The organism is Allobosea sp. BE125, assembly GCF_031456075.1.
Taxonomy (GTDB): domain Bacteria; phylum Pseudomonadota; class Alphaproteobacteria; order Rhizobiales; family Beijerinckiaceae; genus Allobosea.
On the sequence record NZ_JAVDTY010000001.1, the window covers coordinates 574,420 to 598,577 of the forward strand.

The 24,158-nt window shown below is 66.7% G+C and carries 21 protein-coding genes; 10 read left to right on the forward strand and 11 right to left on the reverse strand.

Going from position 1 to position 24,158, the window contains the following annotated elements:
- Positions 1-26 precede the first annotated feature (26 nt).
- On the forward strand, positions 27-1,127 hold the full coding sequence (locus J2Y55_RS02650) for an NADH:flavin oxidoreductase/NADH oxidase (protein ID WP_310147319.1): 1,101 nt from the start codon (positions 27-29) through the stop codon (positions 1,125-1,127).
- Between the two features lie 161 nt (positions 1,128-1,288).
- Here J2Y55_RS02650 and putA read toward each other — a convergent pair whose 3' ends face one another.
- The gene (gene putA, locus J2Y55_RS02655) at positions 1,289-4,408 is read right to left on the reverse strand and encodes a bifunctional proline dehydrogenase/L-glutamate gamma-semialdehyde dehydrogenase PutA (protein WP_310147322.1); all 3,120 of its coding nucleotides are present in this window, start codon (positions 4,406-4,408) and stop codon (positions 1,289-1,291) included.
- Positions 4,409-4,538: 130 nt separating this feature from the next.
- On the opposite strand from putA, the gene J2Y55_RS02660 reads away from it, so the two are divergent.
- The 3 genes from J2Y55_RS02660 to J2Y55_RS02670 all read left to right on the forward strand — a co-directional run bounded on the left by J2Y55_RS02660 (position 4,539) and on the right by J2Y55_RS02670 (position 8,071).
- A complete protein-coding gene (locus tag J2Y55_RS02660; RefSeq protein ID WP_069693100.1) occupies positions 4,539-4,994 on the forward strand; it encodes an Lrp/AsnC ligand binding domain-containing protein in 456 nt (151 codons plus the stop codon).
- 294 nt (positions 4,995-5,288) lie between these two features.
- Positions 5,289-6,353, forward strand: coding sequence for an ABC transporter substrate-binding protein (locus tag J2Y55_RS02665; protein ID WP_310147325.1), 1,065 nt, complete (start codon positions 5,289-5,291; stop codon positions 6,351-6,353).
- Positions 6,354-6,454: 101 nt separating this feature from the next.
- Positions 6,455-8,071, forward strand: coding sequence for an acyl-CoA synthetase (locus tag J2Y55_RS02670; protein ID WP_310148667.1), 1,617 nt, complete (start codon positions 6,455-6,457; stop codon positions 8,069-8,071).
- On the opposite strand, the gene J2Y55_RS02675 is transcribed toward J2Y55_RS02670, so the two are convergent.
- The 4 genes from J2Y55_RS02675 to J2Y55_RS02690 all read right to left on the reverse strand — a co-directional run bounded on the left by J2Y55_RS02675 (position 8,040) and on the right by J2Y55_RS02690 (position 13,014).
- Positions 8,040-9,182 carry a GNAT family N-acetyltransferase gene (locus J2Y55_RS02675; protein ID WP_310147327.1) on the reverse strand — a complete coding sequence of 381 codons (1,143 nt, stop codon included), beginning with the start codon at positions 9,180-9,182 and terminating at the stop codon, positions 8,040-8,042. The genes J2Y55_RS02670 and J2Y55_RS02675 overlap by 32 nt on opposite strands.
- Positions 9,183-9,278: 96 nt before the next feature.
- A complete protein-coding gene (locus J2Y55_RS02680; RefSeq protein ID WP_310147329.1) occupies positions 9,279-10,475 on the reverse strand; it encodes a CobW family GTP-binding protein in 1,197 nt (398 codons plus the stop codon).
- An 18-nt stretch (positions 10,476-10,493) separates the two neighbouring features.
- On the reverse strand, positions 10,494-11,396 hold the full coding sequence (locus J2Y55_RS02685) for a DMT family transporter (RefSeq protein ID WP_310147331.1): 903 nt from the start codon (positions 11,394-11,396) through the stop codon (positions 10,494-10,496).
- 10 nt (positions 11,397-11,406) lie between these two features.
- Positions 11,407-13,014 carry a D-alanyl-D-alanine carboxypeptidase family protein gene (locus tag J2Y55_RS02690; protein ID WP_310147335.1) on the reverse strand — a complete coding sequence of 536 codons (1,608 nt, stop codon included), beginning with the start codon at positions 13,012-13,014 and terminating at the stop codon, positions 11,407-11,409.
- A gap of 187 nt (positions 13,015-13,201) precedes the next feature.
- Between J2Y55_RS02690 and J2Y55_RS02695 the strand changes: the two genes are divergently transcribed.
- The 5 genes from J2Y55_RS02695 (at position 13,202) to J2Y55_RS02715 (ending at position 17,378) form a co-directional block, all read left to right on the forward strand.
- Positions 13,202-14,107: an EamA family transporter gene (locus tag J2Y55_RS02695; RefSeq protein ID WP_310147337.1), complete on the forward strand. Its 906-nt coding sequence runs from the start codon at positions 13,202-13,204 to the stop codon at positions 14,105-14,107.
- Positions 14,108-14,274: 167 nt separating this feature from the next.
- On the forward strand, positions 14,275-15,444 hold the full coding sequence (locus tag J2Y55_RS02700) for an acetyl-CoA acetyltransferase (protein WP_310147339.1): 1,170 nt from the start codon (positions 14,275-14,277) through the stop codon (positions 15,442-15,444).
- 25 nt (positions 15,445-15,469) lie between these two features.
- Entirely contained in the window at positions 15,470-16,663 is a 1,194-nt protein-coding gene (locus tag J2Y55_RS02705; RefSeq protein WP_310147341.1) for an MFS transporter, read from the forward strand.
- An 80-nt stretch (positions 16,664-16,743) separates the two neighbouring features.
- Positions 16,744-16,977 (forward strand): AbrB/MazE/SpoVT family DNA-binding domain-containing protein, encoded by a 234-nt coding sequence (locus J2Y55_RS02710; protein WP_310147343.1) that lies wholly within the window; start codon positions 16,744-16,746, stop codon positions 16,975-16,977.
- Positions 16,978-16,979: 2 nt separating this feature from the next.
- Positions 16,980-17,378 carry a type II toxin-antitoxin system VapC family toxin gene (locus J2Y55_RS02715; RefSeq protein ID WP_310147345.1) on the forward strand — a complete coding sequence of 133 codons (399 nt, stop codon included), beginning with the start codon at positions 16,980-16,982 and terminating at the stop codon, positions 17,376-17,378.
- 6 nt (positions 17,379-17,384) lie between these two features.
- Here the strand turns inward: J2Y55_RS02715 and J2Y55_RS02720 are convergent, their stop codons facing one another.
- Positions 17,385-17,657 (reverse strand): BolA family protein, encoded by a 273-nt coding sequence (locus J2Y55_RS02720; RefSeq protein WP_465247466.1) that lies wholly within the window; start codon positions 17,655-17,657, stop codon positions 17,385-17,387.
- A 224-nt stretch (positions 17,658-17,881) separates the two neighbouring features.
- Here J2Y55_RS02720 and J2Y55_RS02725 point away from each other — a divergent pair, with 224 nt between their 5' ends.
- On the forward strand, positions 17,882-18,496 hold the full coding sequence (locus J2Y55_RS02725) for a J domain-containing protein (protein ID WP_310147347.1): 615 nt from the start codon (positions 17,882-17,884) through the stop codon (positions 18,494-18,496).
- A gap of 95 nt (positions 18,497-18,591) precedes the next feature.
- Here the strand turns inward: J2Y55_RS02725 and J2Y55_RS02730 are convergent, their stop codons facing one another.
- The 5 genes from J2Y55_RS02730 to J2Y55_RS02750 form a co-directional block, all read right to left on the reverse strand.
- On the reverse strand, positions 18,592-20,601 hold the full coding sequence (locus J2Y55_RS02730) for a methylmalonyl-CoA mutase family protein (protein ID WP_310147349.1): 2,010 nt from the start codon (positions 20,599-20,601) through the stop codon (positions 18,592-18,594).
- 342 nt (positions 20,602-20,943) lie between these two features.
- Positions 20,944-21,861, reverse strand: coding sequence for a cell wall hydrolase (locus tag J2Y55_RS02735; RefSeq protein ID WP_310147351.1), 918 nt, complete (start codon positions 21,859-21,861; stop codon positions 20,944-20,946).
- 357 nt (positions 21,862-22,218) lie between these two features.
- Positions 22,219-22,701, reverse strand: a complete 483-nt coding sequence (locus J2Y55_RS02740) for a DUF1178 family protein (protein ID WP_310147353.1) — start codon at positions 22,699-22,701, stop codon at positions 22,219-22,221.
- Positions 22,702-22,800: 99 nt separating this feature from the next.
- On the reverse strand, positions 22,801-23,058 hold the full coding sequence (gene grxC / locus J2Y55_RS02745; protein ID WP_103719399.1) for a glutaredoxin 3: 258 nt from the start codon (positions 23,056-23,058) through the stop codon (positions 22,801-22,803).
- A 310-nt stretch (positions 23,059-23,368) separates the two neighbouring features.
- Positions 23,369-24,130, reverse strand: a complete 762-nt coding sequence (locus tag J2Y55_RS02750; RefSeq protein WP_310147358.1) for a ComF family protein — start codon at positions 24,128-24,130, stop codon at positions 23,369-23,371.
- Positions 24,131-24,158: the final 28 nt, after the last annotated feature.

The window sequence follows — 24,158 nt, forward strand, 5'->3', positions numbered from 1 at the left end:
GAATCCCTTTAGCGCGGAGCCGCTCAATGCCCGGTCTTTTCGACCCCTTCAGCCTGAAGAACATCACGCTTCGCAACCGCATCGTGACCTCGCCGATGTGCCAGTATTCGGCGCAGGACGGCGTCGCCAATGAATGGCACCGCGCCCATCTCGCCGGGCTGGCGCGGGGTGGTGCCGGCCTCGTCGTCATCGAAGCTACCGGCGTCTCGCCGGAGGGGCGGATCACACCCGCTTGTCTTGGACTGTGGAACGACGCGCAGGCCGAAGCGCTGGCGCCGATCGTCGCCGAGATGCGCAAGGCCGGTGCGGTTGCCGGCATCCAGATCGGCCATGCCGGCCGCAAGGCCAGCGCCAACCTTCCCTGGGAAGGCGATGACCATATCGCGGTAGGGGACCCGAGCGGCTGGGAGACAATCGCGCCGTCCGCCGTCGCTCAAGGGGGCGGCCTCGGGCGTGTGCCGCGGGCGATGACGCTGGCCGATATCGAGCGCGTGCGCGGCGATTTCGTCGCGGCGGCGGAGCGGGCCCGCGATATCGGCATCCAGTGGCTGAAGCTGCATTTCGCCCATGGCTATCTGGCACAGAGCTTCCTGTCGCGCCACGCCAACAAGCGCGACGACGCCTATGGCGGCAGCTTCGAGAACCGCGCCCGCTTCCTGATCGAGACGCTCGTGGCGGTCCGCAAGGTCTGGCCGGAGGATCGCCCGCTCTCGGCCCGACTCGGCGTGATCGAATATGACGGGCAGGACGAGGAGACGCTGGCCGAGGCCATTGAACTGGTGAAGCGCCTCAAGGCCGAGGGGCTCGACTTCATCGATGTCAGTGTCGGCTTCTCGACCAACGAGGCCAAGATTCCATGGGGGCCGGCCTTCCTGGCGCCTGTTGCCGAGCGTGTGCGGCGCGAGAGCGGCCTTCCGGCCTCGACGAGCTGGTACATCAGCCAGCCCGAGCAGGCCGATGCGTTGGTGCGCGAAGGCAAGGTCGATCTCGTCACGCTGGGTCGGCCGCTGCTGGCCGACCCGCACTGGCCCTATGCGGCGGCAAAGGCACTGGGCATCGAGGACGCGGCTTGGAAGACGCTGCCGGCGCCCTACGCCCACTGGCTGTCGCGCTACCGCGCGGCGTGATGCAAGGGCGTGATGCAAGAGCCGGATGATTTCAGATGGGCTCACGAAGTGATCCCATCTGAAATCTGAAGCCGTCTCTCAACTAAGAGTTAGAGCAGGATGCGAAAAACCGGTTCCCACTTTTTCGCATCCTGCTCTAGAGGGGCCTGTGGCCCCTCCTGTCACTCCCCCATGGCGATCAAGCTGGCATTGCCGCCGGCGGCGGCCGTGTTCACGGTCACGGTCTGCTCGGTGGCAAAGCGCATCAGATAGTTCGGCCCACCGGCCTTGGGGCCGGTGCCGGAGAGGCCATGGCCGCCGAAGGGCTGCACGCCGACGACCGCACCGATGATGTTGCGGTTGACGTAGATGTTGCCGGTCGAGAGGCGACTGACGACCTCCTCGACGGTGGTTTCGATGCGCGAATGCACGCCCAGCGTCAGGCCGTAGCCGGTCGCCTCGATCGCCTCGATGACCTTGTCGAGCTGACCCGACTTCCAGCGCACGACGTGCAGGATCGGGCCGAAATGCTCGCGATCGAGCTCCGCGATGCTGTTCAGCGAGACGACGTGGGGGGCCACAAAAGTGCCGCCCAGCGCGGGCGTGTCGCCGGCCCAGACGATACGGCCGAGCTTGCGCATCGCCTCGACATGGCTATCCAGCCGCTGCTTGGCGGCGGCGTCGATGACCGGGCCGATATGGGTCTCGATCCGGCGCGGATCGCCGAGCTTCAACTCGCCGCCCGCGCCGGTGATCATCTCGACCATCTTGTCGGCGACGTCCTCCTGCACCACGAGCAGGCGCAGGGCCGAGCAGCGCTGGCCGGCAGAGCGGAAGGCCGACATCACGACGTCATCGGCAACCTGCTCGGCCAGCGCCGTCGCATCGACGATCATGGCGTTGAGCCCGCCGGTCTCGGCGATGAGCGGGACGATCGGCCCGTCCTTGGCGGCGAGCGCGCGGTTGATGGCGCGGGCGGTGGCGGTCGAGCCGGTGAAGGCGACGCCGGCGACAGCGGGATGCGCAACCAGCGCCGCGCCGAGCGCTCCGTCTCCAGGCGTGAGATGCAGGGCCGAGACGGGCACGCCGGCTTCGTGCAGCAGGCGCACGGTTACTGTGGCGATCAGCGGTGTCTGCGGGGCTGGCTTGGCGACGACGCTGTTGCCGGCGACGAGTGCGGCCGCGACCTGCCCTGCAAAGATGGCGAGCGGGAAGTTCCACGGCGCGATGCAGAGGAACGGGCCGCGCCCGCGCAGGATCAGGCGGTTTTCCTCGCCGGTCGGGCCGGGGAGGGCGGTCGGCGTGGCGAATTTGGCTTCGGCCTCGGCGGCATAATAGCGGCAGAAATCGACCGCCTCGCGAACCTCGGAGATGGCGTCGTCGAGCGTCTTGCCGGCCTCGGCCTGGAGAAGGGCGAGCAGCAGGCCGCGCTTTGCCTCCATCAGGTCGGCAGCCTTGCGCAAGGCTGCGGCGCGCGTGCGGGCAGGCGTGCGGTTCCAGTCATCGAAGCCGGCCTTGGCGGCGAGCATGGCGCGGCCAGCCAAGGCAGCGTCGGCTTCCGCGACAGTGCCGATCGCCTTGCCGTCGATCGGCGAGAGGACCGGGCGGGGTGTGCCGCCCACTGCCTTGCCGTCGATGATCGCTCTGGCGTCCGGGAATGGCTTGGCGGTGGCTGCCGCGATCTCGGCGAGCAGGGCGTCCAGGCTCTCGGCATGGCCGAGTTCGACGCCGGCCGAATTCTTCCGCGACGGGCCGTAGAGGTCGGCTGGCAATGGGATGCGGCGATGCCGGGCGGCGCCGGCATTGCCGATCAGGTCGGCGGGCGGCACCAGCAATTGCGCGACAGGCACGTCAGGATCGCCGGAGACGCTGACGAAGGAGGAGTTGGCGCCGTTCTCGAGCAGGCGGCGCACGAGATAAGCGAGCAGATCCTGGTGGCCGCCGACCGGGGCGTAGGTGCGGCAGGCATAGCCCGCCTTGTCGGCCAGCAGCTTCTCATAAAGCGCCTCGCCCATGCCGTGCAGACGCTGGAACTCGAAATTCTCGGCATCGCCAGCCATCTCGGCGACGCTTGCGACCGTCAGCGCGTTATGCGTCGCGAATTGCGGGATGATGCGCGGCCGCAGACGCAGCAATTGCGCGGCGCAGGCTTCGTAATTCAGGTCGGTCATCGCCTTGCGGGTGAAGACGGGATAGTCGGCGAGGCCGCGCTCCTGGGCGCGCTTCAACTCGGTGTCCCAATAGGCGCCCTTGACGAGGCGCACCATCATGCGACGGCCATGGGCCTCGGCCAGCGCCGCGACATGGTCGATCACGGCCGAGGCACGCTTCTGATAGGCCTGGATGGCAAGGCCGAAGCCGTCCCAGCCGGCGAGCGAGGCATCGGCCACCACGGCGTCGATGACGTCGAGCGAGAGTTCGAGCCGGTCAGCCTCCTCGGCGTCGATGGTGAAGTTGAGATCGTAGGATTTGGCCTGTTGCGCGAGCCTGATGACCTTGGGTGTCAGTTCGGCCAGCACGCGCTCGTGATTGGTCGCGTCATAGCGCGGATGCAGGGCTGAGAGCTTGACCGAGATGCCCGGCCGGTTCGGCAGCGGCTCATTGCCGGCGGAGCGGCCGATGGCGTCGATCGCGGCGCTGTAGGAGGCGAGATAGCGGTCGGCGTCGGCTTGCGTGCGTGCGCCTTCGCCCAGCATGTCGAAGGAATAGCGATAGAGCTTGCCAGTCTTGGAACCGGCGCGCTTCAACGCCTCCTCGATGGTCTGGCCGAGCACGAAATGGTTGCCCATCACGCGCATGGCCTGGCGCGTCGCGGTGCGCACTGTCGGCACGCCGAGGCGCTTGGCGAGGCTGCCGATGATGCCCGTCGGCGTTTCGCCGGGCTGGATGACGCGCGCGGTGATACCGAGCGCCCAGGCCGAAGCCGAGACCAGGAAGGCGTCCGATTTCGACTCGTGATTGGCGAAGTCGCCCTGGCCGAGCTTATCCTCGATCAGCCGGTCGGCGGTCGCCGCGTCGGGCACGCGCAGCAGCGCCTCGGCCAGCACCATCAGGGCCAGCCCCTCCTTGGTCGAAAGCGAATATTCGCGCAGCAACTCCTCGATGCCGCCCAGCCCGACCTTGCGGGTGCGGATCGCCTCGATCAGTTCGGTGGCGCGAGCGTCGATGCGCGCCTTGGCGGCGGGCTCGCGCCGGGCCCCAGTCAGCAGCGTCGCGGCGATAGCGCCATCGTCTTCCGCATAGGGAACGCGGAAAGCTGACAGGGCTGGCGCTTCGACGAAACGCGGGGTGGCGGTGGCCATGAAACGGCTCCAGATGAGCGGGCGGGATGATCTGAAGGATCGGGCCTCTTGGGCCGCATATCAATTGGCTATTTTCCGATATCGTCCGTATTAATGTTGGCTGTTAGCTTTCGCTATAGAGAATAATCCCGTGCTGGATCGCACCGACCGCCGTATCCTCTCCCTCCTGCAATCCGATGGCCGCATTGCCGGCGTCGAGCTTGCCGAAAAGGTCGGGCTCTCACCAACGGCGGTGGGCGAACGGCTCAAGCGCCTGTCGCGCGAGGGCTACATCACCGGCTATCGCGCGACGCTCGATCCGCTGAAGCTTGGGCTCAACCTGCTGGTCTTCGTCGAAGTTTATCTCGACAAGACGACGCCCGATGCTTTCGAGCGTTTCGCTGCGGCCGTGAAGCGTGCGCCCGAGGTGCTGGAGTGCCACATGGTCGCCGGCGGCTTCGACTATCTGGTCAAGACGCGTGTCGCCGACATGAATGCCTATCGCCGCTTCCTCGGCGAGGTTCTGCTGGCCCTGCCGGCGGTACGCGAGACGCGCACCTATGCGGTGATGGAGGAGGTCAAGACCGATGGGGCGCTGCCGCTCTGATCCTGTCGGAGCATTGCGCGAAAAGTGGGTACCGGTTTTTCCGTGGGAGCAATGCTCTCAATTTTTAGAAGCGATCGGGTTTTTCGTATTCGGACGGTGCCGTCCGAATACGAAAAACGTGATCGAGCGGAACGCCGCTTTTTTCTTCGCGTTCTGCTTGCACAAAGGGCGCTTTGTGCTTGACCTGTCGTGTGGCTCGGCCAGTTTGGAGGCATGATCGTTCGGCCTGCCGGTCGCCGGTTCGATCTCTACGTTCAGCCAGGTCCGCACCCGTCCGTTCCTCCGGAGTTCGAGATGCCCAACCCTTCGCATGCCCCGGCCGTGGCGTTGTCCCGGCGTGGCATCGCCCGCCTCGGTGCAGCTTTCCTGCTCGCGGCGACCGCGCCCATGGCGATGATCGGACCGGCCCAGGCGCAGACAACCGTGCGCCTCACGCTGGACTGGCGGTTCGAGGGGCCGGCGGCTCTGTTCCTGATGGGGATCGAGAAGGGATATTTCAAAGCCGAGGGGCTCGATGTCGCGATCGAGCCCGGAAATGGCTCGCGCGAAGCGATCCCGCGTGTGGCGTCGGGCGCCTATGATGTCGGCTTCGGCGACGTGAATTCGCTGATCCGCTACCGCGACGAGAATCCCAGCGTCGATCTCAAGGCCGTGATGATGGTCTATGACAGGCCGCCTTTCGCGATCGTCGGGCGCAAGAGCCGCGGCGTCAGCGCCGATGTGAAGAGCCTGGAAGGCCGCAAGTTCGGTGCGCCCGCTGCCGATGCGGCTTTCGCGCAATGGCCGATCTTCAAGACGATCAACAAGCTCGACGACAGCAAGACGCGGCTGGAGAATGTCGGCTTCCCCGTCCGCGAGCCGATGCTGGCCTCGGGCGAGGTCGACGCGGTCTTCGGCTACGCCAACTCTTCCTACATCAACCTGAAGTCGCGCGGCGTCCCGGTCGACGACATCGTCGTCCTGCTGATGGCCGATCACGGCGTCGAGCTCTACGGCAACGCCATCATGGTCTCGCCCAAATTCCTGGCGGAAAAGCCCGAGGCGGTGCGCGGACTGCTGCGGGCGCTCGCCAGGAGCATCAAGGACACGGTCGCCGATCCCGATCTCGGTGCGCAAGTGGTGGTCAAGCGCAACGACATCGCCAGGGTCGAGGTCGAGCTGGAGCGCCTGAAGATGACGCTCGACCAGAATGTGGTGACGCCCTTCGCCAAAGCCAACGGGTTCGGTGGCATCGACAAGGCGCGCTGGGAGCGCGCGCTTGACCAGATCAGCCTGACCTACAGCTTCAAGGACAAGGCAAGGGCGGGCGATGCGTTCACGAGCGCGTTTCTGCCGCCCGCCGCGGAGCGGCAATTCTGAGCGACTTCCCTCGCCGCGACCGGCGTGACCTAGCGCTAGGGTGACAGGGCAAGGCGCTCTGCCTATCGTGCCGCGCCTTTTCTCCGGACCCCATCGCCTTGATACTGCCCGACCTGCGCGACTATGACGGCTTGCGTGCGGCCTTCCGCTGGCGCATTCCCGCCCGCTACAACATCGCTGTCGACATCTGCGACCGCTGGGCGGCTGCCGAGCCGCGGCGCACCGCGATCATCGAGGTCTCACAGGACTGGCGCGTGAGCCCGGTCAGCTTCGGGCACCTGCGCGAGCAGTCGAACCGGCTCGCCAATGCGCTGCGGTCGCGCGGCGTCGAACGGGGCGACCGGATCGCGATCCTGCTGCCGCAGGGACGCAGCGTGCTGATGGCGCATCTCGCCGCCTACAAGCTTGGCGCCATCACTGTGCCGCTGGCGGCCCTGTTCGGGGTCGATGCGCTGGCCTACCGGCTGAGCGACGCCGCTGCCAAGGTCCTGATCACGGATGCGGCCGGGCTCATCAAGGTCGGGCAGATCGCCGAACCGCTGCCCGAACTCGGCCTGGTGATCTCGACCGACGGCGCGCAGGGGACGGCGCAGGATTGGGGCAGCCTGCTGGCGCAGGCGGGCCCGGATTTCACAGCCGTCGATACCGGTCCCGACGACCCGGCCCTGATGATCTACACCTCAGGCACCACCGGCAATCCCAAGGGCGCCCTGCATGGCCACCGGGTCCTGCCGGGCCATCTGCCGGGCGTGCAGATGCCGCATGAGTTCCTGCCACAGCCTGGCGATCTCGCCTGGACCCCGGCCGATTGGGCCTGGGCCGGCGGCCTGCTCAACATGCTGCTGCCCAGCTTGCATTTCGGCGTCGCCGTCGTGGCGCGGCCGGTAACGCGCTTCGAGCCGGAGGAGGCTTATCGCCTGATCGCCGATCTCGGCATCCGCAATGCGTTCGTGCCGCCGACCGCGCTCAGGATGCTGCGCAGCGTCGACAGGCCGCGCGAGCGCTTCGCGCTCAAGCTGCGCACGATCGCTTCGGCCGGGGAGGCATTGGGCGCCGAGACCCTGGCCTGGGGACGCGAAGCATTGGGGCTCACCGTCAACGAGGCCTATGGCCAGACCGAGTGCAATCTCGTGCTCGCCTCCTGTGCTGCCATCGGCGTCAGTCGGCCGGGCTGCATCGGCAAGGCGGTGCCGGGCCATGAGGTCGTGATCATCCGCCCCGACGGCTCCATCTGTATGGCTGACGAGGAGGGGCAGATCGCGGTCAGGCGACCCGACCCGGTGATGTTCCTGGGCTATTGGCGCAAGCCCGAGGCCACGGCGGAAAAATTCATCGGGGACTGGATGACGACTGGCGATCAGGGCGTGCAGGATGCGCAAGGCTATGTCCGCTTCATCGGTCGCGACGACGATGTCATCACCTCGTCGGGCTATCGCATCGGGCCGGGCGAGATCGAGGATTGCCTGCTGAAGCATGAGGCGGTGTCGCTTGCGGCTGTCGTCGGCAAGCCCGATGCGCTCCGGACCGAGATCGTCAAGGCCTTCGTCGTGTTGAAAGCCGGCCGCGAGCCGTCCGAGGCGCTCGCTGCCGAGCTTCAGGCTTTCGTGCGCAAGCGGCTCTCCGCGCACGAATATCCGCGCGAGATCGCGTTTCGCGACGAGTTGCCGCTCACCACCACCGGCAAGATCATCCGGCGGCTCTTGCGGGCGGAAGCCTGAAGCTGCGCCGCAGCGCCGCACGCGCCCGGCCGGCAAGATCGCGCGGCTTGCCTGTGGCTCGAGGTGAAAGCCGTATTTCGCCAAAACTGACGGCGTCGGGTCCGCTGGTTGGCGACATCGGCTGCAGGATCGTCCGCTCCGGCGCCGCTTGCCGCATCAGCGCAAGCAGGACTTGCCCAGGGAAGAAGGGCGCTTCGCTCTCGTCCCGCGCTGCCATGTAGAGCCAACCATCTTTCGCCCGCCCGATGACCAGCGCACCGGCGATCGGCCGTCCGTCCAGCGTCAGCAGGGCGACACGGGATTGCCTGGAACGGGCAAGCGCCCGCGTCATGGCGCGCAGGAACCCGACCTCGCGCGTGTCCTGCAAGACCGCCTTGCCGGCGCGGCCTTTCGGGCCGGAAGCCTCCAGCGCCAGCAGGATCTCGACCGCGTCGCGCAGCTCCATGCGTGATGTGGCCTCGACCAGTTCGAGTTTGCCGCGCCGCGCCAGGGCGTGCTGCATCGCCTCGATATCGTTGGGCGCTGGTATGCCGTGTCGCCGCGGAAGCGGCAGGTTAGCAGGGCTCAACGTCGTGCTCAGCCTGAGCGTTTCGGCCGCGCGCCGGATCGGCGCGACCAGGGGGCTGGTCATGTCGATCTGGCGCAGAACGAGCCCGCGCCCCTCCAGCACCCAGCCCTGGCGCAGGCTCAGCACGGCCGCGAGGACGGCTTGCGCCTGCGTGACGTCGAGCAATGGCACACCGTTGAAGATGTGCGGATCGGAGAAGCCGATCAATTCGTCGGGCACGAAGAGCCGGTTGCGCGGAAAGCAGGGGATCAGGCCAAGAAGGCGTTGCTGCGGGGAACCGGTTGATCCCTGCCAGGCGAGCAGCACCGCGACGTCGCGGAAGGCGATGAGGTGTTGCGCCGCCGCGAGCGCGAAATCCGGCTCGAAGAACAGATTGGGTTCGACCGCCCGCGCGGCGAGCTCCGTCCAGGCCTGCCGGATCTCGCCGCAGGCGGAAAGCAGGCGGATCTCGGTCGTGATGGCTGCGTCCTGGGTTCGGCTCGGCGCGGCATAGGCTGTGGAGCTGCCCGGGGAGACGCCCTTCAAAGCGATGATCTGGTTCATCCGATCCTGCCCGCCGCTGTGCTGGATCGTTCCGGCGCGGGCTTGTACCGGAACGGCACGGCGCGACGTCGGGAGCGATCCCTGGCCGGGAGGGCTTCAAGAACGAGGCCGCAAGGCTCCCGCCTCAGGCCGTGACACTATGGCTGGGGGCGCCGCAGCTCCGGCGTGGGTAGTCTGCCCGAGAAAGGCGGCCCAGAGCCGCTCCACCACGCTTGGGTCGATATCCCTGACGATGAGCACGAGCCGCGAGCGGTGGTCGGCGTCCGGCCAGGCCACGAGCAGGAGCGGTGGATGCAGGATCTGCTGGACCGCATGGACAAGCAGGGGCTGCCCGGGATGCTCGGCGAGGTTCACCAGCCCCTTCAATCGCAGCAGCTTGGGGCCATGCGTCGAGCGCAGCAAGGTCCAGAACAGATCGAAGGTCGCCTGGGCAATTGGCGCATCCGCTGTGAGTGCGAAGGCGCGGATGCTGGCGTCATGCCGGTTCACGTCGTGATGGTCATGCCCGTGATAATCTTGCCCGTGATGATGGTGATGGCCGTGGCCGTGATGGTCGTCATGGGCATGGTCGTCATGAGCATGGTCGTGGCCATGATGGTGATCGGCCTCGCCCAGCTCCTCATCTGCGAGCCATTGCCTCAGCATCTGCGGGCGTTCGGCGAGATCGTAGAGGCCGGAACCGACGAGGGCTTCCGCTGCCGCGTCGGGCTTCAGCAGGGTGATGCCCGGGTTGAGCGCTGCCAGCCTGTCGCGCAGCGGCGCGAGTTCGGCCTCGTTGGCGACGAGGTCGGCTTTGGTCAGGATGAGGCGGTCGGCCGCGACGACCTGCTTCACCGCTTCCTCATGGGCGTCGAGGGTTGCCATGCCGTTGACGGCGTCGACCAGCGTCACCACGCCGTCGAGCTTGAAGCGCATGGCGAGATAGGGGTGGTTGATCAGGACGTTGAGGATCGGCGCGGGGTCGGCAAGGCCTGTCGTCTCGATCACCACGTGCTGGAACGGTGCGATCCGGCCATTGTCCCGGCGGCGCAGCAGATCCTCCAGCGTGACGATGAGATCGTCGCGGATCGTGCAGCAGAGGCAGCCGGAGGCGAGCAGGATCATGTTCTCCTCGACGCCCTCGATCATCAGATGGTCGAGGCCGACCTCGCCGAATTCATTGACGATGACGACGGTCTCGGAGAGCGCCGGGTCCTTGAGCAGGCGGTTCAGCAGCGTCGTCTTGCCTGCCCCGAGGAAGCCGGTCAGCAAGGTCAGCGGGATTGGCGTGGGTCTGGTGTCGGGGCCGGTCATGCGTCTGGGTTTCTGGCTTCAGGCCGGCGCCAGGCGGCGTCGATTTTGTTCTAGTATTACATTAGCCATGATCGCGGCCACGACAAGGGCGCCGCCGGCATATTGCAAGGCGCCGAGGCGTTCGCCGAGCATGAAGGCTGCGACCGCGACGGCGAAGACCGGTTCGGCGCAGAAAGCGAGGCCGGCATTCCCGGGAGCGACGCGCATCAGGGCCAGAACCTGGAGCAGGAAGCCGATCAGGTAGCCGCCCATCGTGACAGCGACCGCGCCGGGCGCGAGCGTCAGCGCGCCGGGCGACAGGAATCCGCCCGTCAGGACAAGGATGCCGGCGGCGATCGGCAGGATCATCAGATGTGACCAGAACAATCTGGGCAGCAGCGGGGTGGTGGGGCTGGCATTGGCAGCGAAGAACTGCGTCGCGGCGAGCAGGCTTGCCGCCAGCGCGAGCATGAGCCCGCGCGGGTCGAGGCCGTGGAGGTCCGGCCCGACCACCATTGCGACCCCGGCAAAGGCGAGCAGCGCTACCGCCAGCCGGTCCGGGCTGAAGCGGGCCGGGGTGAGCAGAGGCTCGGCCAGGATGATCAGGATCGGGAAGGTGTAGAAAACGACGGCGGCGACGCTGACCGGGACGAAGGCGACCGAGGAGAGATAGGCGCAGCCGACCCCCGCACTGGCGAAGCCGAACAGGGCCAGGGCCCGGCGCTCGCCGCGCGGCACGGCGAGCGAGACGCGCCAGAGCAGGGCGACCAGGCTCGCGAGCGCCAGCATCAGGAAGACGCGGTAGAACACCAGCAATGGCCCGCTGAGGCCGGCTTGCCCGGCGATCTGGGCGCTGACGATATTGGTGCCGTAGGCGGCCGCCGAGCCGAGGGCGAAGAGGAACCCGTGCTGCCCAGCGGCGCGGTCGCGATCGGCGGTCAAGATATCCTGCTCAGGCGTCGTCGTTTGGCTTGGGCTTGGGAGCAGGCGTGGCCTTGGTCTTCGCCGGCGGCTTGGCGGGCTGGAGCTTGGCTGCGGCTGCGCCGGGCTTGGCCTTCTCCGCCTCGCTCTTGGGGTCGGTCTTGCTGTCGCCTTTGGGTTTGGCGAGCAGGGGCTTGGCCGGCGGGCGGGCTGCGGGTTTGATGCCGGCAGCGGCACCGGGGCGCAGGCTCGAGGCCGTCGCCTTGCCCGGCTGCACGGCGCCTTGGAGCTTGAGAGGTCCTGCCTGGAAGGCATCGGCCGGCGGTTGCGTCGCGCCATCCGTCGGCGCAAAGGCGCTGGTCGCTCCCGGGATGCCGCCATTGCTGGAGGCTGTGCGCCGTGTGTCGCTGAACAGGCCCGGCGTGCCGCCGCCGAACAGGCTGGCGGCGACAGGCTTGTCGGGCGCGATCACGGGTGCTGCGCCGCGCGCGAACTGGCTGTCGGGCCGGCCCGTGGCATTGGCCGCAAGCGGGGCGGAAGCCGAGCCTGCCGTGCGGCCGAAGGCGACGGGAACGGGCGTGGTCTCGGCACGCGGACCCAGCACGATGCGGCCCGACGGCGCGCGCGACAGCATGGCGCCGGTCGCGCGCGGCTGCGGGCTCATGGTCAGGAAGCGGTCGCCGGCGCCATCGGAGTTGCCGCCGACCCCGCCCGCCGTCGTCAGGGCGGAGATCGGCCCGGAAACATCGACATCGTCGGCGAGCGCTGCCCCGCCGCCTTTGCGGCGGACGTCGTCGCAGATATTGGGAGCACGGGTTCCGCTGGCGGGAAGGGAGGCGACGTCGTAGCCGATGCCGCCCCATTTGCCGAAACCCTCATCCAGCAGCTGCGCGGCCTTCACGGTGCGCTCGGCGCCCGAGAGTGCGCCCAGCACGACCGCGATCAAGGTGCGGCCGCCACGCGTCGCGGTCGCGACCACATTGAAGCCCGAGGCGCAGACGAAGCCGGTCTTCATGCCGTTGATGCCGGAATAGCGGCCGACGAGCCCGTTGGTGTTGTTCAACACCTGTTTGCCGAGCTGGACCGAGGGCGTGTTCCAGTAGTCGGCGTAATCCGGGAATTCGCGCATCAGCGCCATGGCGAGGATGGCGAGATCGCGCGCGCTGACCTGCTGGTCGGGGTTGTGCCAGCCATTGGGGTTGGTGAAACGGGTGTCGCGCATGCCCAGCCGCGCGGCTTCCGCATTCATCATGCCGACAAAGGTCTCGACATTGCCGCCGACGCCTTCGGCGATGACATAGGCGATGTCGTTGGCCGATTTGACCAGCATGATGCGGAGCGCGTTGTCGAGCGTGATCTCCTGCCCGGCCTTGATATAGACCTTGACGCGCGGTTGGCCGGCCGCAAGCTTCGAGACCGGGATCGCTGTCTCCAGGCCGAGCCGCCGTTCGCGCACCGCCTTCAGGGCGAGATAGGTCGTCATCATCTTCGTCGTCGAAGCCGGGTGCCAGGCCTGGCTCGGATTCTCGGCGGAGAGAACCGCGCCGCTGGAGGCGTCGATCACGAGGCTGGTGCCAGCCACTGCGGGGCCGGCGAGAAGGCCAAAGGCGAGGACGGCGGCAAAGCGGGATGAGATCATCGTGCGGTCTTGAACCTGTGGGGACGCGGAGACGGAGGCTGGCGGGTTCAACGCGACGCGTGCGGCATTTTCGAGACGGCGGAGGTTTTTGTCCGCCCGCAGACGCATACCTACCCGGAGCGGAGCGATTTGCCTAGTCGCGGCCGGGGGTCCAAAAGGCCTCTGCCCTTGTGATGGATTAAGCCGCGTGAGCCTCGCCCTTCTCTGGATTCCCGCGACGATCGCGGCCTCGCTCCTGCAGACGGCGCGCAATCTGACGCAACGTTCGCTGACCGACATCATCGGCGTCGTCGGCGCGACGCAGGTGCGCTTCCTGTTCGGCCTGCCCTTCGCGCTGCTGTTCCTGGTCCTGGTCTGCCTCGTCACGGCGCGGCTGCCGCCGGCGATCGACGGCAAGGTGCTTGCCTTCGCGCTCGGCGGCGCGCTGGCGCAGATCGCGGCGACCGCGCTGATGCTGGCGGCGATGCGCACCCATTCCTTCGCCGTGACGACCGCCTATACCAAGACCGAACCGGTGCAGGTGGCGATCTTCGGGGCGCTGCTGCTGGGCGATCCACTTGGCTGGGGGAAATTCGCGGCGATCATCGTCGCGACGATCGGCGTCATCGTCGTGTCCTGGAAGCCCGGCCAGAAACTGACCGCCGCCGGCATGCGCCCGGCGGTGCTCGGTATCGGCTCGGGAGCCTTCTTCGCGCTGTCGGCGATCGGCTTTCGTGGTGCGATCCAGGCTTTGCCGGAGGGCGGCTTCTTCATCCGCGCCACGACGATCCTGGCGCTTGGCCTCACGCTCCAGACCGTGCTGCTGACGCTCTACATGCTGGTCGCGAACCGCCCGGCCCTGGTCATGAGCCTGCGCAACTGGCGCCGCTCGCTTTCGGCGGGCTTTCTGGGCGCTGCCGCCTCGCAATGCTGGTTCCTCGGCTTCTCGCTGACCAGCGCCGCGAATGTGCGCACGCTTGCGCTGATCGAGGTGCCGCTGGCGCAGATCGCCTCGCGCCGCATCTTCGCGGAAGGCACGAGCCGCCGCGAGCTCGCGGGAATGGCGCTGATCGTTCTCGGTGTCGGCGCGTTGCTGTTGCTGGCGATTTCCTAAAGCGCCCCCGCAACCGGTTTCAATCGACAAAGAGGCGGGAAAACCCGTCTCAAGGTCCGCATCGTGGCCCCTCTTTCCGCGCACGGTAGAAATGCGCTTCTGCCGGCTTGCAGGGTGCGCTTGCGAAGCGCAATTAGACTGAAAAGCTGGTTTTTAGGGAGAATGTCATGAGCGCTGCGATCGTCGGCTGGGCCCACACGCCGTTCGGCAAGCAGGATGCCGAGACCATCGAAAGCCTGATCGTGCGGGTCGCCACCGATGCATTGGTCGATGCCGGGATCACGGCCGACCAGGTCGATGAGATCGTGCTCGGACACTACAATGCCGGCTTCTCCGCACAGGATTTCACCGCCTCGCTGGTGCTGCAGGCCGATCCGGCGCTGCGCTTCAAGCCGACCACCCGCGTCGAGAACGCCTGCGCCACCGGTTCCGCCGCGGTGCATCAGGGCGTGCGCGCGATCAAGGCCGGCGATGCCAAGATCGTGCTCGTCGTCGGTGTCGAGCAGATGACCAAGACGCCCTCCGCCGATATCGGCAAGTTCCTGTTGAAGGCCTCCTATCTCAAGGAGGAGGGCGAGACGACCGGCGGCTTCGCCGGCGTATTCGGCCAGATCGCGGCCGCCTATTTCCAGCGCCATGGCGACCAGTCGGACGCGCTGGCGATGATCGCCGCCAAGAACCATAGGAACGGCGTCGACAATCCCTATGCGCAGATGCGCAAGGATCTGGGCTACGCCTTCTGTCGCGAGGAGAGCGAGAAGAACCCCTACGTCGCCGGCCCACTGAAGCGCACGGATTGTTCGCTGGTCTCTGACGGCTCGGCAGCCATCGTGCTGGCCGATGAGGAGACAGCGATGGGCATGCGCCGCGCCGTCGGTTTCCGCGGCATGGCCCATGTCCAGGACTTCCTGCCGCTGTCGCGGCGCGACATCCTGAAGTTCGAAGGCTGCACCCTGGCTTGGAAGCAGGGGCTGGCGCAGGCCGGCGTCACGCTCGACGATCTCTCCTTCGTCGAGACGCATGACTGCTTCACCATTGCCGAACTCATCGAATATGAGGCGATGGGCCTGACCCGGGAAGGCGACGGCGCGCGCGCGATCAAGGAAGGCTGGACCCAGAAGGACGGCAAGCTGCCGGTCAATGTCTCCGGCGGCCTCAAGGCCAAGGGCCATCCGATCGGCGCGACCGGCGTCTCCATGCATGTGCTGAGCGCGATGCAGCTCGTCGGCGAGGCGCCGGAGGGCATGCAGGTGCAGGACGCCAAGCTCGGCGGCATCTTCAACATGGGCGGGGCGGCGGTCGCCAACTACGTCTCGGTGCTCGAGCGGATCAAGTGACGCGGCCGATACGCCGGTTCGCCCCGTGACCGTCTTCTTCGCGCTGCTGCCGGCCTATTTCCTCTCGATCTTCTACCGGTCGTTCCTAAGCGTCATCGCCAATCCGGTGATGGCGGATCTGGGGATCGGGCCGCGCGAACTCGGCTTTCTCGGTGCGGCCTGGTTCATCGCCTTCGCCGTCTCGCAATTCCCGATCGGCTGGGCGCTCGACCGGCTCGGGCCGCGGCGAACGGTCTCGGTCGCGATGGCGGTCGGTTCGGTCGGCGCCTTTCTCTTCGCCATGGCGAACAATGCCCTGGCGGGAACGTTCGCCATGGCGCTGATCGGCATCGGCTGCGCGCCGATCTTCATGGCCTCGCTGTTCCTGTTCGCCCGGACGGCGGAGCCGGCGCGTTTCGCCTTCCTGACTTCGGTGCTGATCGGCCTCGGCTCGCTCGGCAATCTCCTCGCAGCCGGCCCGCTGGCGGTCGCTTCGGCGCATTATGGCTGGCGGGCGGCGATGCTGGCGATGGCCGCATGCTTCCTGGTCGCGACGCTGCTGGCCGCTATGCTGCTGCGCGATCCGCCACGGGCCGAAAGCGCCTCCGGCAAGGCCGAGGGCCTGGTCGAGGGGCTTGCCAGCATCCTGCGGTTGCGGCCGCTCTGGCTGCTCGCACCGATCACCCTGATCGGCTACGCCATCGTGGCGACCGCGCGAGGCTTGTGGATCGCTCCCTTCATGGGCGACGTCCATGGCTTCGACGCCATCACCGCCGGCAATGCCGCGACCGCGATGGCGCTTGCGATGGTCGCTGGTGCGTTCCTCTATGGCGGGCTCGAAAAGGCTGTCGGGCGGGTCAAGCCGCTGGTGCTCTGGGGCACGGTCGCGACAGCGGTCGCCTTCGCCTTGCTGGCGCTGACAGGGGCCTCCTCGGCCGCGCTGGCGGTCGTGCTGTTCTCGGCGATCGGAGCCGTCGGCTTCACCTATGCGGTGCTGATGGCGCATGCGCGCATCTTTTTGCCGGCCCATCTGCTCGGGCGCGGCATGACGGCGGTGAACTTCCTGTTCATCTCGGGCGCGGCTCTGCTCCAGTCCGGCTCGGGCTGGTTCATCGCGACGCAGCGCGCCTCAGGCTTCGACGCGGCCACGACCTTCGCCAATCTGCATTGGGGTTTTGCGGCGCTGCTGCTGGGGGCTGCCGTGGTCTATGCGTTCACGCCGGAGCGGGCGGAGAGCTGAGAGGTCAAGGACTGGCGCGGCGCTTGTGCGGGAGATGGCGAGGTATTACCTTCCTCAGGGTTGGTAATACAGAGGCTGCCATGGCGACGACTGTCACGAGCAAGGGGCAAGTCACGATCCCGAAGCCGGTGCGCGATCGGCTCGGCATCGTTCCGGGCAGCGCTGTCGATTTCCGGATGGAGGCCGATGGCAGGGTCGTGCTGCTCAAGGTGGCAAGCGCGGCAAGCGAAGGCTTGATCGACAAATGGCGCGGCAGCGCCGGGCCGGGCCTGAGCACGGACGAAGTCATGGCCATGACCCGCGGTGAGCCGTGACGGTGACGCTTGTCGATACCAACGTCTTTCTCGATCTCGTCACCAATGACAGCGAGTGGGGCGAATGGTCCGCCGGCCAGCTTGGCGCCGCGCTGACCAGAGGCCGCTTGGTGATCATCGATGTGATCTATGCCGAATTGTCGGTCCGCTTCGATGATGCCGAGGGGCTCGACGCCATGCTGGCGGATTTTCGCGTCGTGATCGATGCGATGTCGCGGCCGGCGTTGTTTGCCGCCGGCAAGGCGTTTCGGCGCTACCGTTCCCTCGGAGGCCAGCGAAATGGCGTTTTGCCCGATTTCTTCATCGGCGCGCATGCGGCGGTTGCCGCTGTGTCTTTGCTGACCCGCGATCCGAAGCGCTATCGGAACTATTTTCCGTCGGTCAGGTTGATCACGCCGTGAGCGGGCTCAGCTCTCGCCGGGACCGCGCGCCATGATCGCCAGCGCATGCACGCCATCCGCCAATTCCTGCGCCAGGGCGGCGTTGACCATGCGGTGACGCTCCAATCGGCTCTTGCCGGAAAAGGCTTCCGATACGATATCAACTCTGAAATGCGTCTCGCCGCCTTCGCGCCAACCACCATGGCCCTGATGCTGGTGCGATTCATCGATCACCTTCAAGCGCTGCGGCGACAAGGCGCTTTCCAGCTTCTTGGTAATCCGTTCAGCCATTGCGGTCATGATCGCGACATTCTTCCGGTCGTCATAGAGCCGGATGATTTCAGATGGAATCACGAAGTGGTTCCATCTGAAATCTGAATCCGTCTCTACAACTTAAGAGTGAGAGCAGGATCAATGCGAAAAACCGGTTCCCACTTTTTCGCATCCTGCTCTTGGGGGGATCGGCTGGCGCATGTTGCGCCGCACTTGCCGGTTCCGATTGCGCGTCTCATAACCATTCGAGCATGAACTTCAACTCACGCCTTTTCGACCGTATCAGGATCGGCCCTTCCGAGGCGGAAGCGGTCGAGGAGTCCGATGCGCCCCGCTGCGACCACGCCGGCTGTTCCCGGGTGGGTGAATTCCGCGCGCCCCAGGGGCGTGGCCGCGAGGGCAAGTTCTTCCTGTTCTGCATGGAGCATGTGAAGGCCTATAACGCGACCTATAATTATTTCGCCGGCATGGATGACGAGGCGCTGGCCGCCTACGCCAAGCAGGAAGAGATAGGCCATCGGCCGACCTGGAAGCTCGGCGTCAACTCCAAGGCGGCGCGGATGGCCCAGCGCGGGCGCGTGGCGGGTGGTGGCGAGGCCGATGTGCAGGACGGCTTCAACATCTTCGGCTCCCGGCGCGCCCAGGAGGCGGCCAATCCGGAGCCGCGCGTCGGCGTCGTCGCCCGGAAGGCGCTCGAGGCCCTCAATCTCGACATCACCGCCGATTCCGCCGCGATCAAGGCGCGCTACAAGGAACTGGTGAAGCGTTTCCACCCCGACGCCAATGGCGGCGACCGTTCGCGCGAAGGCACGCTTCAGGAGATCCTGAAGGCCTATCAGCAGTTGAAGAGCGTGGGGATGGTTTAGGCGGCAGCGTCATGCTCGGGCTTGACCCGAGCATCTCTCGCCGAAGATTCTCCTGCATGAGATTCTCGCGTCAAGCCCGAGCATGACGCTGCGGCTCAGCCTCGCCCCTTCGCCGCCAGCCCCGCGACATCCGCGATAATGCCGTCCAGCGCGAAATCCTTCGGCGTGTAGACTGCGGCCACCCCCATATTGCGCAGGGCGTTCTCGTCATCGGGCGGGATGATGCCGCCGACCACGACGGGAGTGGTCATGCCTGCGACGCGCAGGCGGGCCGTGACATCGCGCACCAGCGGCAGATGCGAGCCCGAGAGGATCGACAGGCCGATGATGTCGGCGTCGGTCTCCTGGGCCTGCGCCACGATCTCCTCGGGCGTCTGGCGGATGCCGCCATAGCTCACGGCCATGCCTGCGTCGCGCGCGCGCACGGAGATCTGCTCGGCGCCGTTGGAATGGCCGTCGAGCCCCGGCTTGCCGACAAGGAAGCGCGGCGGGCGGCCGAGCTTTTCAGTGGCGCGAGCAACCGCTGCCTTGACCGTGGCGAGGCCCGCATCGTCGCCGAGCTTGCTCGTGTCCACGCCTGTCGGGGCGCGGTATTCGCCAAAGATCTCGCGCAGGGTCTGGGCCCATTCGCCGGTGGTGACGCCGGCCTTGGCGCAGGCGATCGAAGCCGGCATGACATTGCGCGTTTCCTTCGCCGCGGAGGCCAGTTCCGCCAGCGCGGTTTCCGCAGCCTTCGTGTCGCGGGCCGAGCGCCAGGCCTTGAGCCGGCCGACGGCCTCCAATTCGACCGAATCCGGCACGGTCACGACATTGCCTTCGCCGGCCGAGAGCGGGGAGGGCTCGCTATTGGTGAACTTGTTGACGCCGATGACGATCTGCTCGCCACGCTCGATCGCCTCGATCCGGCGGGCGCCGTTCTCGACCAGCGCCTGCTTCATATAGCCGGTCTCGATCGCCGCCAGCGCGCCGCCCATATCGGCGATCTTCGCCAGCTCCTCAAGCGCCGCAGCCTTGAGATCGGCGACCTTGGCGTCGATCACCGTGGAGCCGTCGAAGATGTCGCCGAATTCGAGCAGATCGGTCTCATAGGCCAGCACCTGCTGCATGCGCAGCGACCATTGCTGGTCGAAGGGGCGCGGCAATCCCAGCGCCTCGTTCCAGGCCGGGAGCTGAACGGCCCGGGCGCGCGCCTTCTTGGAGAGCGTCACCGCCAGCATCTCGATCAGGATGCGATAGACATTGTTCTCGGGCTGGGGCTCGGTCAGCCCCAGCGAATTGACCTGCACGCCATAGCGGAAGCGGCGCATCGCCTCATCCGCCACGCCATAGCGGCCAAGCGTGATCTCGTCCCAGAGCTCGACAAAGCTGCGCATCTTGCAGAGCTCGGTGACGAAACGCATGCCGGCATTGACGAAGAAGGAGATTCGCCCGACGACCTCGGGGAACTCCTCGGCCGAGACCTCGGGCCGCGCCCGGATCGAATCGAGCAGCGCGATCGCGGTCGCCAGCGCGAAGGAGAGCTCCTGCACCGGCGAGGCGCCGGCTTCCTGCAGATGATAGGAGCAGACATTGGTCGGGTTCCATTTCGGCAATTCGCGCGCCGTGAACACGACGATGTCGGTGGTGAGCGCCATCGAGGGGCGCGGCGGGAAGACATAGGTGCCGCGCGAGAGGTATTCCTTGACGAGGTCGTTCTGGGTCGTGCCCTGCAAGGCGTTGCGGGCCGCGCCCTGCTCATCGGCCACCGCGATATAGAGCGAGAGCAGCCAGGCCGCCGTCGCGTTGATCGTCATCGAGGTGTTCATCTGCGCAAGTGGGATGTCGGCGAAGAGAGCCCGCATATCGCCGAGATGGCTGATCGGCACGCCGACCTTGCCGACCTCGCCGCGCGCCAGCACATGGTCGGGGTCGTAGCCGGTCTGCGTCGGCAGATCGAAGGCGACGGAGAGGCCGGTCTGCCCCTTGGCGAGGTTGTTGCGATAGAGCCTGTTGGATTCCGAGGCGTCGGAATGGCCCGCATAGGTGCGGAAGATCCAAGGCTTGTCGCGTGGCGTGGGCTTATCGCGCGGCGTGGGCTGCTGGCCGTCGGGCTTCGTCGCGGTCATGGCGTTTCCCCGTATTGCAGAGCAATCTGAATGTTGCACTGCGGCGAAGATAGCGCCAGAGCCGTGGCGATGTCCCCCTCGACGTTAGGAGGACGAAAATTTGGTGCGAGCGCGTCCGGTTTTCATGGACACGCGCAATTCCTTGGTGTCCCAAAATCCGCGCCGGCCAGATGTCGAGCGCTTGGACACCGTTTGGAAACTCCAGCCCTCATCCTGAGGAGCTGCGAAGCAGCGTCTCGAAGGATGCTCCAGATGGTTCGGGAACCTCCTGGAGCATCCTTCGAGACGCACTCCTACGGAGCGCTCCTCAGGATGAGGGCTGTGGAAATTCCCGAATGGCGCTTATCGCGGGGAAAGGCTGCCCTTGATCTCGACGGTCGACGGCATAAGCGCCGCCAGGCGCCGGTCGACCTTGGGCGGAGCGGCTAAGGCGCGCTTGAGCTTGGGCAGATCGAGATCGAGCGGCCGGTCCGGCGGCAGCCGCACATTCTTGACCAGCATCACTGCGGGGGTGTCGAGCGCGAGCGTCTTGGGCGCAGGCGTCTCGAACGCAGGCGTCTTGGGCGCGAAGGCCAGCGGAGCGGATGCGAAGGAGGCGGAGGCGACAGGCGAAGCCGTTGCAACAGGCGCGGGCGCGGAGGCTTCGGCGACCTGGAATGCAGGCTCCTCGATGCGCCGACGCTCGGGCCGCTCGCCCTTAACATAGAAGGCGTTGCCGCCGGCGACCGTCATGTAGTGCATGTTGGTGTAGCCGAAGCGCAGCCCGGCCGTGTGGAAATGCTTGGCCGGTCCGATCGTCTCATTGCGGCGGCCGTTGAGGATGTCCTCGGCGATCGCCTCGATCTTCGGCAGGCTCTTCTCCGTCATCGGGCGCGTCAGGACGCCGGAGGCGAACTGGCGGGGCGCTCCGACCACGCCGCAGATCGTCTCAGGGTATTTGGGGGCTTCAACCCGGTTCATCACGACCGTGCCGACGCTGAGCAGCCCCGCTTCGCTCGACCGGTTCGATTCGAAATACATCGCGCGAACCAGGCAGTCCTTTTCCCTGGGGTCGGCCTTCGCCAGGGCGACGGCGCGCTTGCGCGCGGCGGTGGGTTCCTTCGTTGCCGGTGCGGAGACCGCGGCCGTCTGGACGGGCGAGACGCTGCAGGCGCCCAGAGCCGGTGCCAGCAGCGACATCAGAAGCGGGATCGATCTACTGCCGCGGCGGGCAACTCCGTTGGAACGGAGACCATGTGCAGCGATCACGATCCGCTTCATGCGGTAACTCCTGGGTTCGGGATCCTGAATTGCCGTGGGCGGCGCACCGAGATCACGGGCAAGGAAACCCATAACCCTTAACAGAAAGTTAATCCGGAAAGGAAGGGCAGAGGCAGGAAAGGGAGCTGCGGAGGGCGCTTCTTTCCGGCGAGAGTTCTATTAAGCTGTTATGATTAAACGAAAAATTTTAACGTTCGGAGCGAAAGGATTCCATCCATAGCGCCGCGAATGCCGCACTGGAAAAGCCCGTCATTCCAGCCGGAGCAAAGCGCCGAGCCGGTTTCCATGGAGCGCTTCTCAACCAAAGGCGAGCGCCGCTGCGGGCTGGTCGCGCGCGCTATTGCAATGAAGAGCGCTTCAATTCCCCGCGCGGGGCAGGCGGGGCAGGGGCATGAAGGCGACGCCTTCCTCCTGCAGCATCTTGGCGTCGTCAGGTGTCGCCTCGCCATAGATGGCGCGGCCGTCGCTCTCGCCGTGATGGATCTTGATCGCCTCTTCGGCGAAGCGCTTGCCGACATTCTCGGCGTTCTCGGCGACATGCTTGTGCAGGGCTACAAGCATCTCCCGGAAGGCGATCTCCTTCTCGCCCATCAGGGCGACGGGGGCCGGCGCGGCGGGGGCCTCCGTCGTGGCTGCATCCGGTCCGGTCTCGGCCGGAGCGGCCCGCTCGCGATCGGTGCGTGCGACATTGGGCGCCATGATCGCGCGCTCGACCTTCGGGCTGCCGCAGAAGGGGCAGCTCACCAGGCCACGCCCGGCCTGCTCCTCGAAGCTCGCCGAGGTCGAGAACCAGCTCTCGAAGTCGTGGGCGTTGTCGCAGATGAGGGCGTAGCGGATCATGTCAGTGCGAGGGACCGGTGCTGAATTGCATCTCCAGCAGGTAATCCCTTGCGAGCCCTTTGCAAGCAGCCTCTCCCGCCAAGCGGTTTTGCTTGCGCCTCACGCCGCCAGCAGCTTGTCGAGCTCGCCGCGCGAGTCGAGCGCGTGCAGATCGTCGGAGCCGCCGACATGGGTGGCGCCGATGAAGATCTGCGGCACCGAGGTGCGCCCACGCGCCTTGGCCGTCATCGCCTGGCGCAGCTCCGGCTTGCCGTCGACGTCGATTTCCTCGAAGGCGACGCCTTTCTTGCTCAGCAGCGCCTTCGCCGACTGGCAATAGGGGCACCAGGAGGTGGTGTAGATCGTGACGGGCGGCATGGAATGACCTTCGTGGATGGTGTGCTGCATCCTATTTAGTGCGCCGGCGCGAAAAGTGGAGTCCGGTTTTCGGACGAAGCCGACGCAAAATCAAAGAGCTACGGCATCGGGCTGAATACGGTATTCGGTTCGGTGCTGCAGTGCGCTCAGAACCCGTTTGGAAACTTCGCGAGCCCTCATCCTGAGGAGCCATTCCTTTGGAATGGCGTCTCGAAGGATGCTCCAGGAGGCTCCCGAACCATCTGGAGCATCCTTCGAGACGCTGCTTCGCAGCTCCTCAGGATGAGGGCTGGAGTTTCCAAACGGGCTCTCACGCATCCGTCACCACCCGGGCGAAGGTCAGCACATCGACCTGGGCGGCGCCCGCGCGCAGCAGGGCGCGGGCCGAGGCGTTGACGGTCGAGCCCGTGGTCAGCACGTCGTCGATCAGCAGGATGCGCCGCCCTTCGATCTGCCGTCGCGCCGCGAGCGGAACCTTGAACGCGCCCTGCAGATTGTCAGCGCGCTGCGCCCGCGTCAGCCCGACCTGCTGCTTTGTGCGCTTGACCCGCGCCAGCAGGCCTGGCGCGAGCGGGACCCGGCTCTGCCTGGCGACGACATGGGCCAGCGCCGCTGCCTGGTTGAAGCGGCGGCTCCAGAGCCGGGTGCGATGCAGGGGCACCGGCACGATCATCTCGGCCTCCCCCAGCAATTCGCGCCCGGCCTGCGTCATCATCCGGCCCAGCGTCAGCGCCAGTTCCAGCCGGTCGTCATATTTCAGCCTGTGCACCAGTTCGCGCGCGGCGCCGTCGAAGCGGCAGACCGCGCGCGCCCTGCGGAAGACCGGCGGATCGGCGATCGCGGCCGGCGAGAGCAGGCCCTCGCCGAGATCGACCGCAAAGGGCGTGCCGAGGCGTTCGCAGAAGGGACGCTCGATGAAGCCGATGCCGGCCCAGCAGGCGGGGCAGAGCGCCTGCGCTTCCCCGGTCGCAGCATGGCAGGCGATGCAACTCGGCGGATAGACGATGCCGAGCGCGGCATTGAGCCCGGCGCGCAGCGCATGGCGGCCTCCGACGAGAAGGCGGGTGTGCAATCCCGGTCTCCCCGACCCGGGTTCGGCG

What these genes read in the sequence shown, in the direction of transcription:
- J2Y55_RS02650 (WP_310147319.1), top strand. Translation starts at nt 27, where the DNA reads ATGCCCGGTCTTTTCGACCCCTTCAGCCTGAAGAACATCACGCTTCGC.
- putA (WP_310147322.1), bottom strand. Translation starts at nt 4,408, where the DNA reads ATGGCCACCGCCACCCCGCGTTTCGTCGAAGCGCCAGCCCTGTCAGCT.
- J2Y55_RS02665 (WP_310147325.1), top strand. Translation starts at nt 5,289, where the DNA reads ATGCCCAACCCTTCGCATGCCCCGGCCGTGGCGTTGTCCCGGCGTGGC.
- J2Y55_RS02675 (WP_310147327.1), bottom strand. Translation starts at nt 9,182, where the DNA reads ATGAACCAGATCATCGCTTTGAAGGGCGTCTCCCCGGGCAGCTCCACA.
- J2Y55_RS02680 (WP_310147329.1), bottom strand. Translation starts at nt 10,475, where the DNA reads ATGACCGGCCCCGACACCAGACCCACGCCAATCCCGCTGACCTTGCTG.
- J2Y55_RS02690 (WP_310147335.1), bottom strand. Translation starts at nt 13,014, where the DNA reads ATGATCTCATCCCGCTTTGCCGCCGTCCTCGCCTTTGGCCTTCTCGCC.
- J2Y55_RS02700 (WP_310147339.1), top strand. Translation starts at nt 14,275, where the DNA reads ATGAGCGCTGCGATCGTCGGCTGGGCCCACACGCCGTTCGGCAAGCAG.
- J2Y55_RS02710 (WP_310147343.1), top strand. Translation starts at nt 16,744, where the DNA reads ATGGCGACGACTGTCACGAGCAAGGGGCAAGTCACGATCCCGAAGCCG.
- J2Y55_RS02720 (WP_465247466.1), bottom strand. Translation starts at nt 17,657, where the DNA reads ATGACCGCAATGGCTGAACGGATTACCAAGAAGCTGGAAAGCGCCTTG.
- J2Y55_RS02725 (WP_310147347.1), top strand. Translation starts at nt 17,882, where the DNA reads ATGAACTTCAACTCACGCCTTTTCGACCGTATCAGGATCGGCCCTTCC.
- J2Y55_RS02730 (WP_310147349.1), bottom strand. Translation starts at nt 20,601, where the DNA reads ATGACCGCGACGAAGCCCGACGGCCAGCAGCCCACGCCGCGCGATAAG.
- J2Y55_RS02735 (WP_310147351.1), bottom strand. Translation starts at nt 21,861, where the DNA reads ATGAAGCGGATCGTGATCGCTGCACATGGTCTCCGTTCCAACGGAGTT.
- J2Y55_RS02740 (WP_310147353.1), bottom strand. Translation starts at nt 22,701, where the DNA reads ATGATCCGCTACGCCCTCATCTGCGACAACGCCCACGACTTCGAGAGC.
- grxC (WP_103719399.1), bottom strand. Translation starts at nt 23,058, where the DNA reads ATGCCGCCCGTCACGATCTACACCACCTCCTGGTGCCCCTATTGCCAG.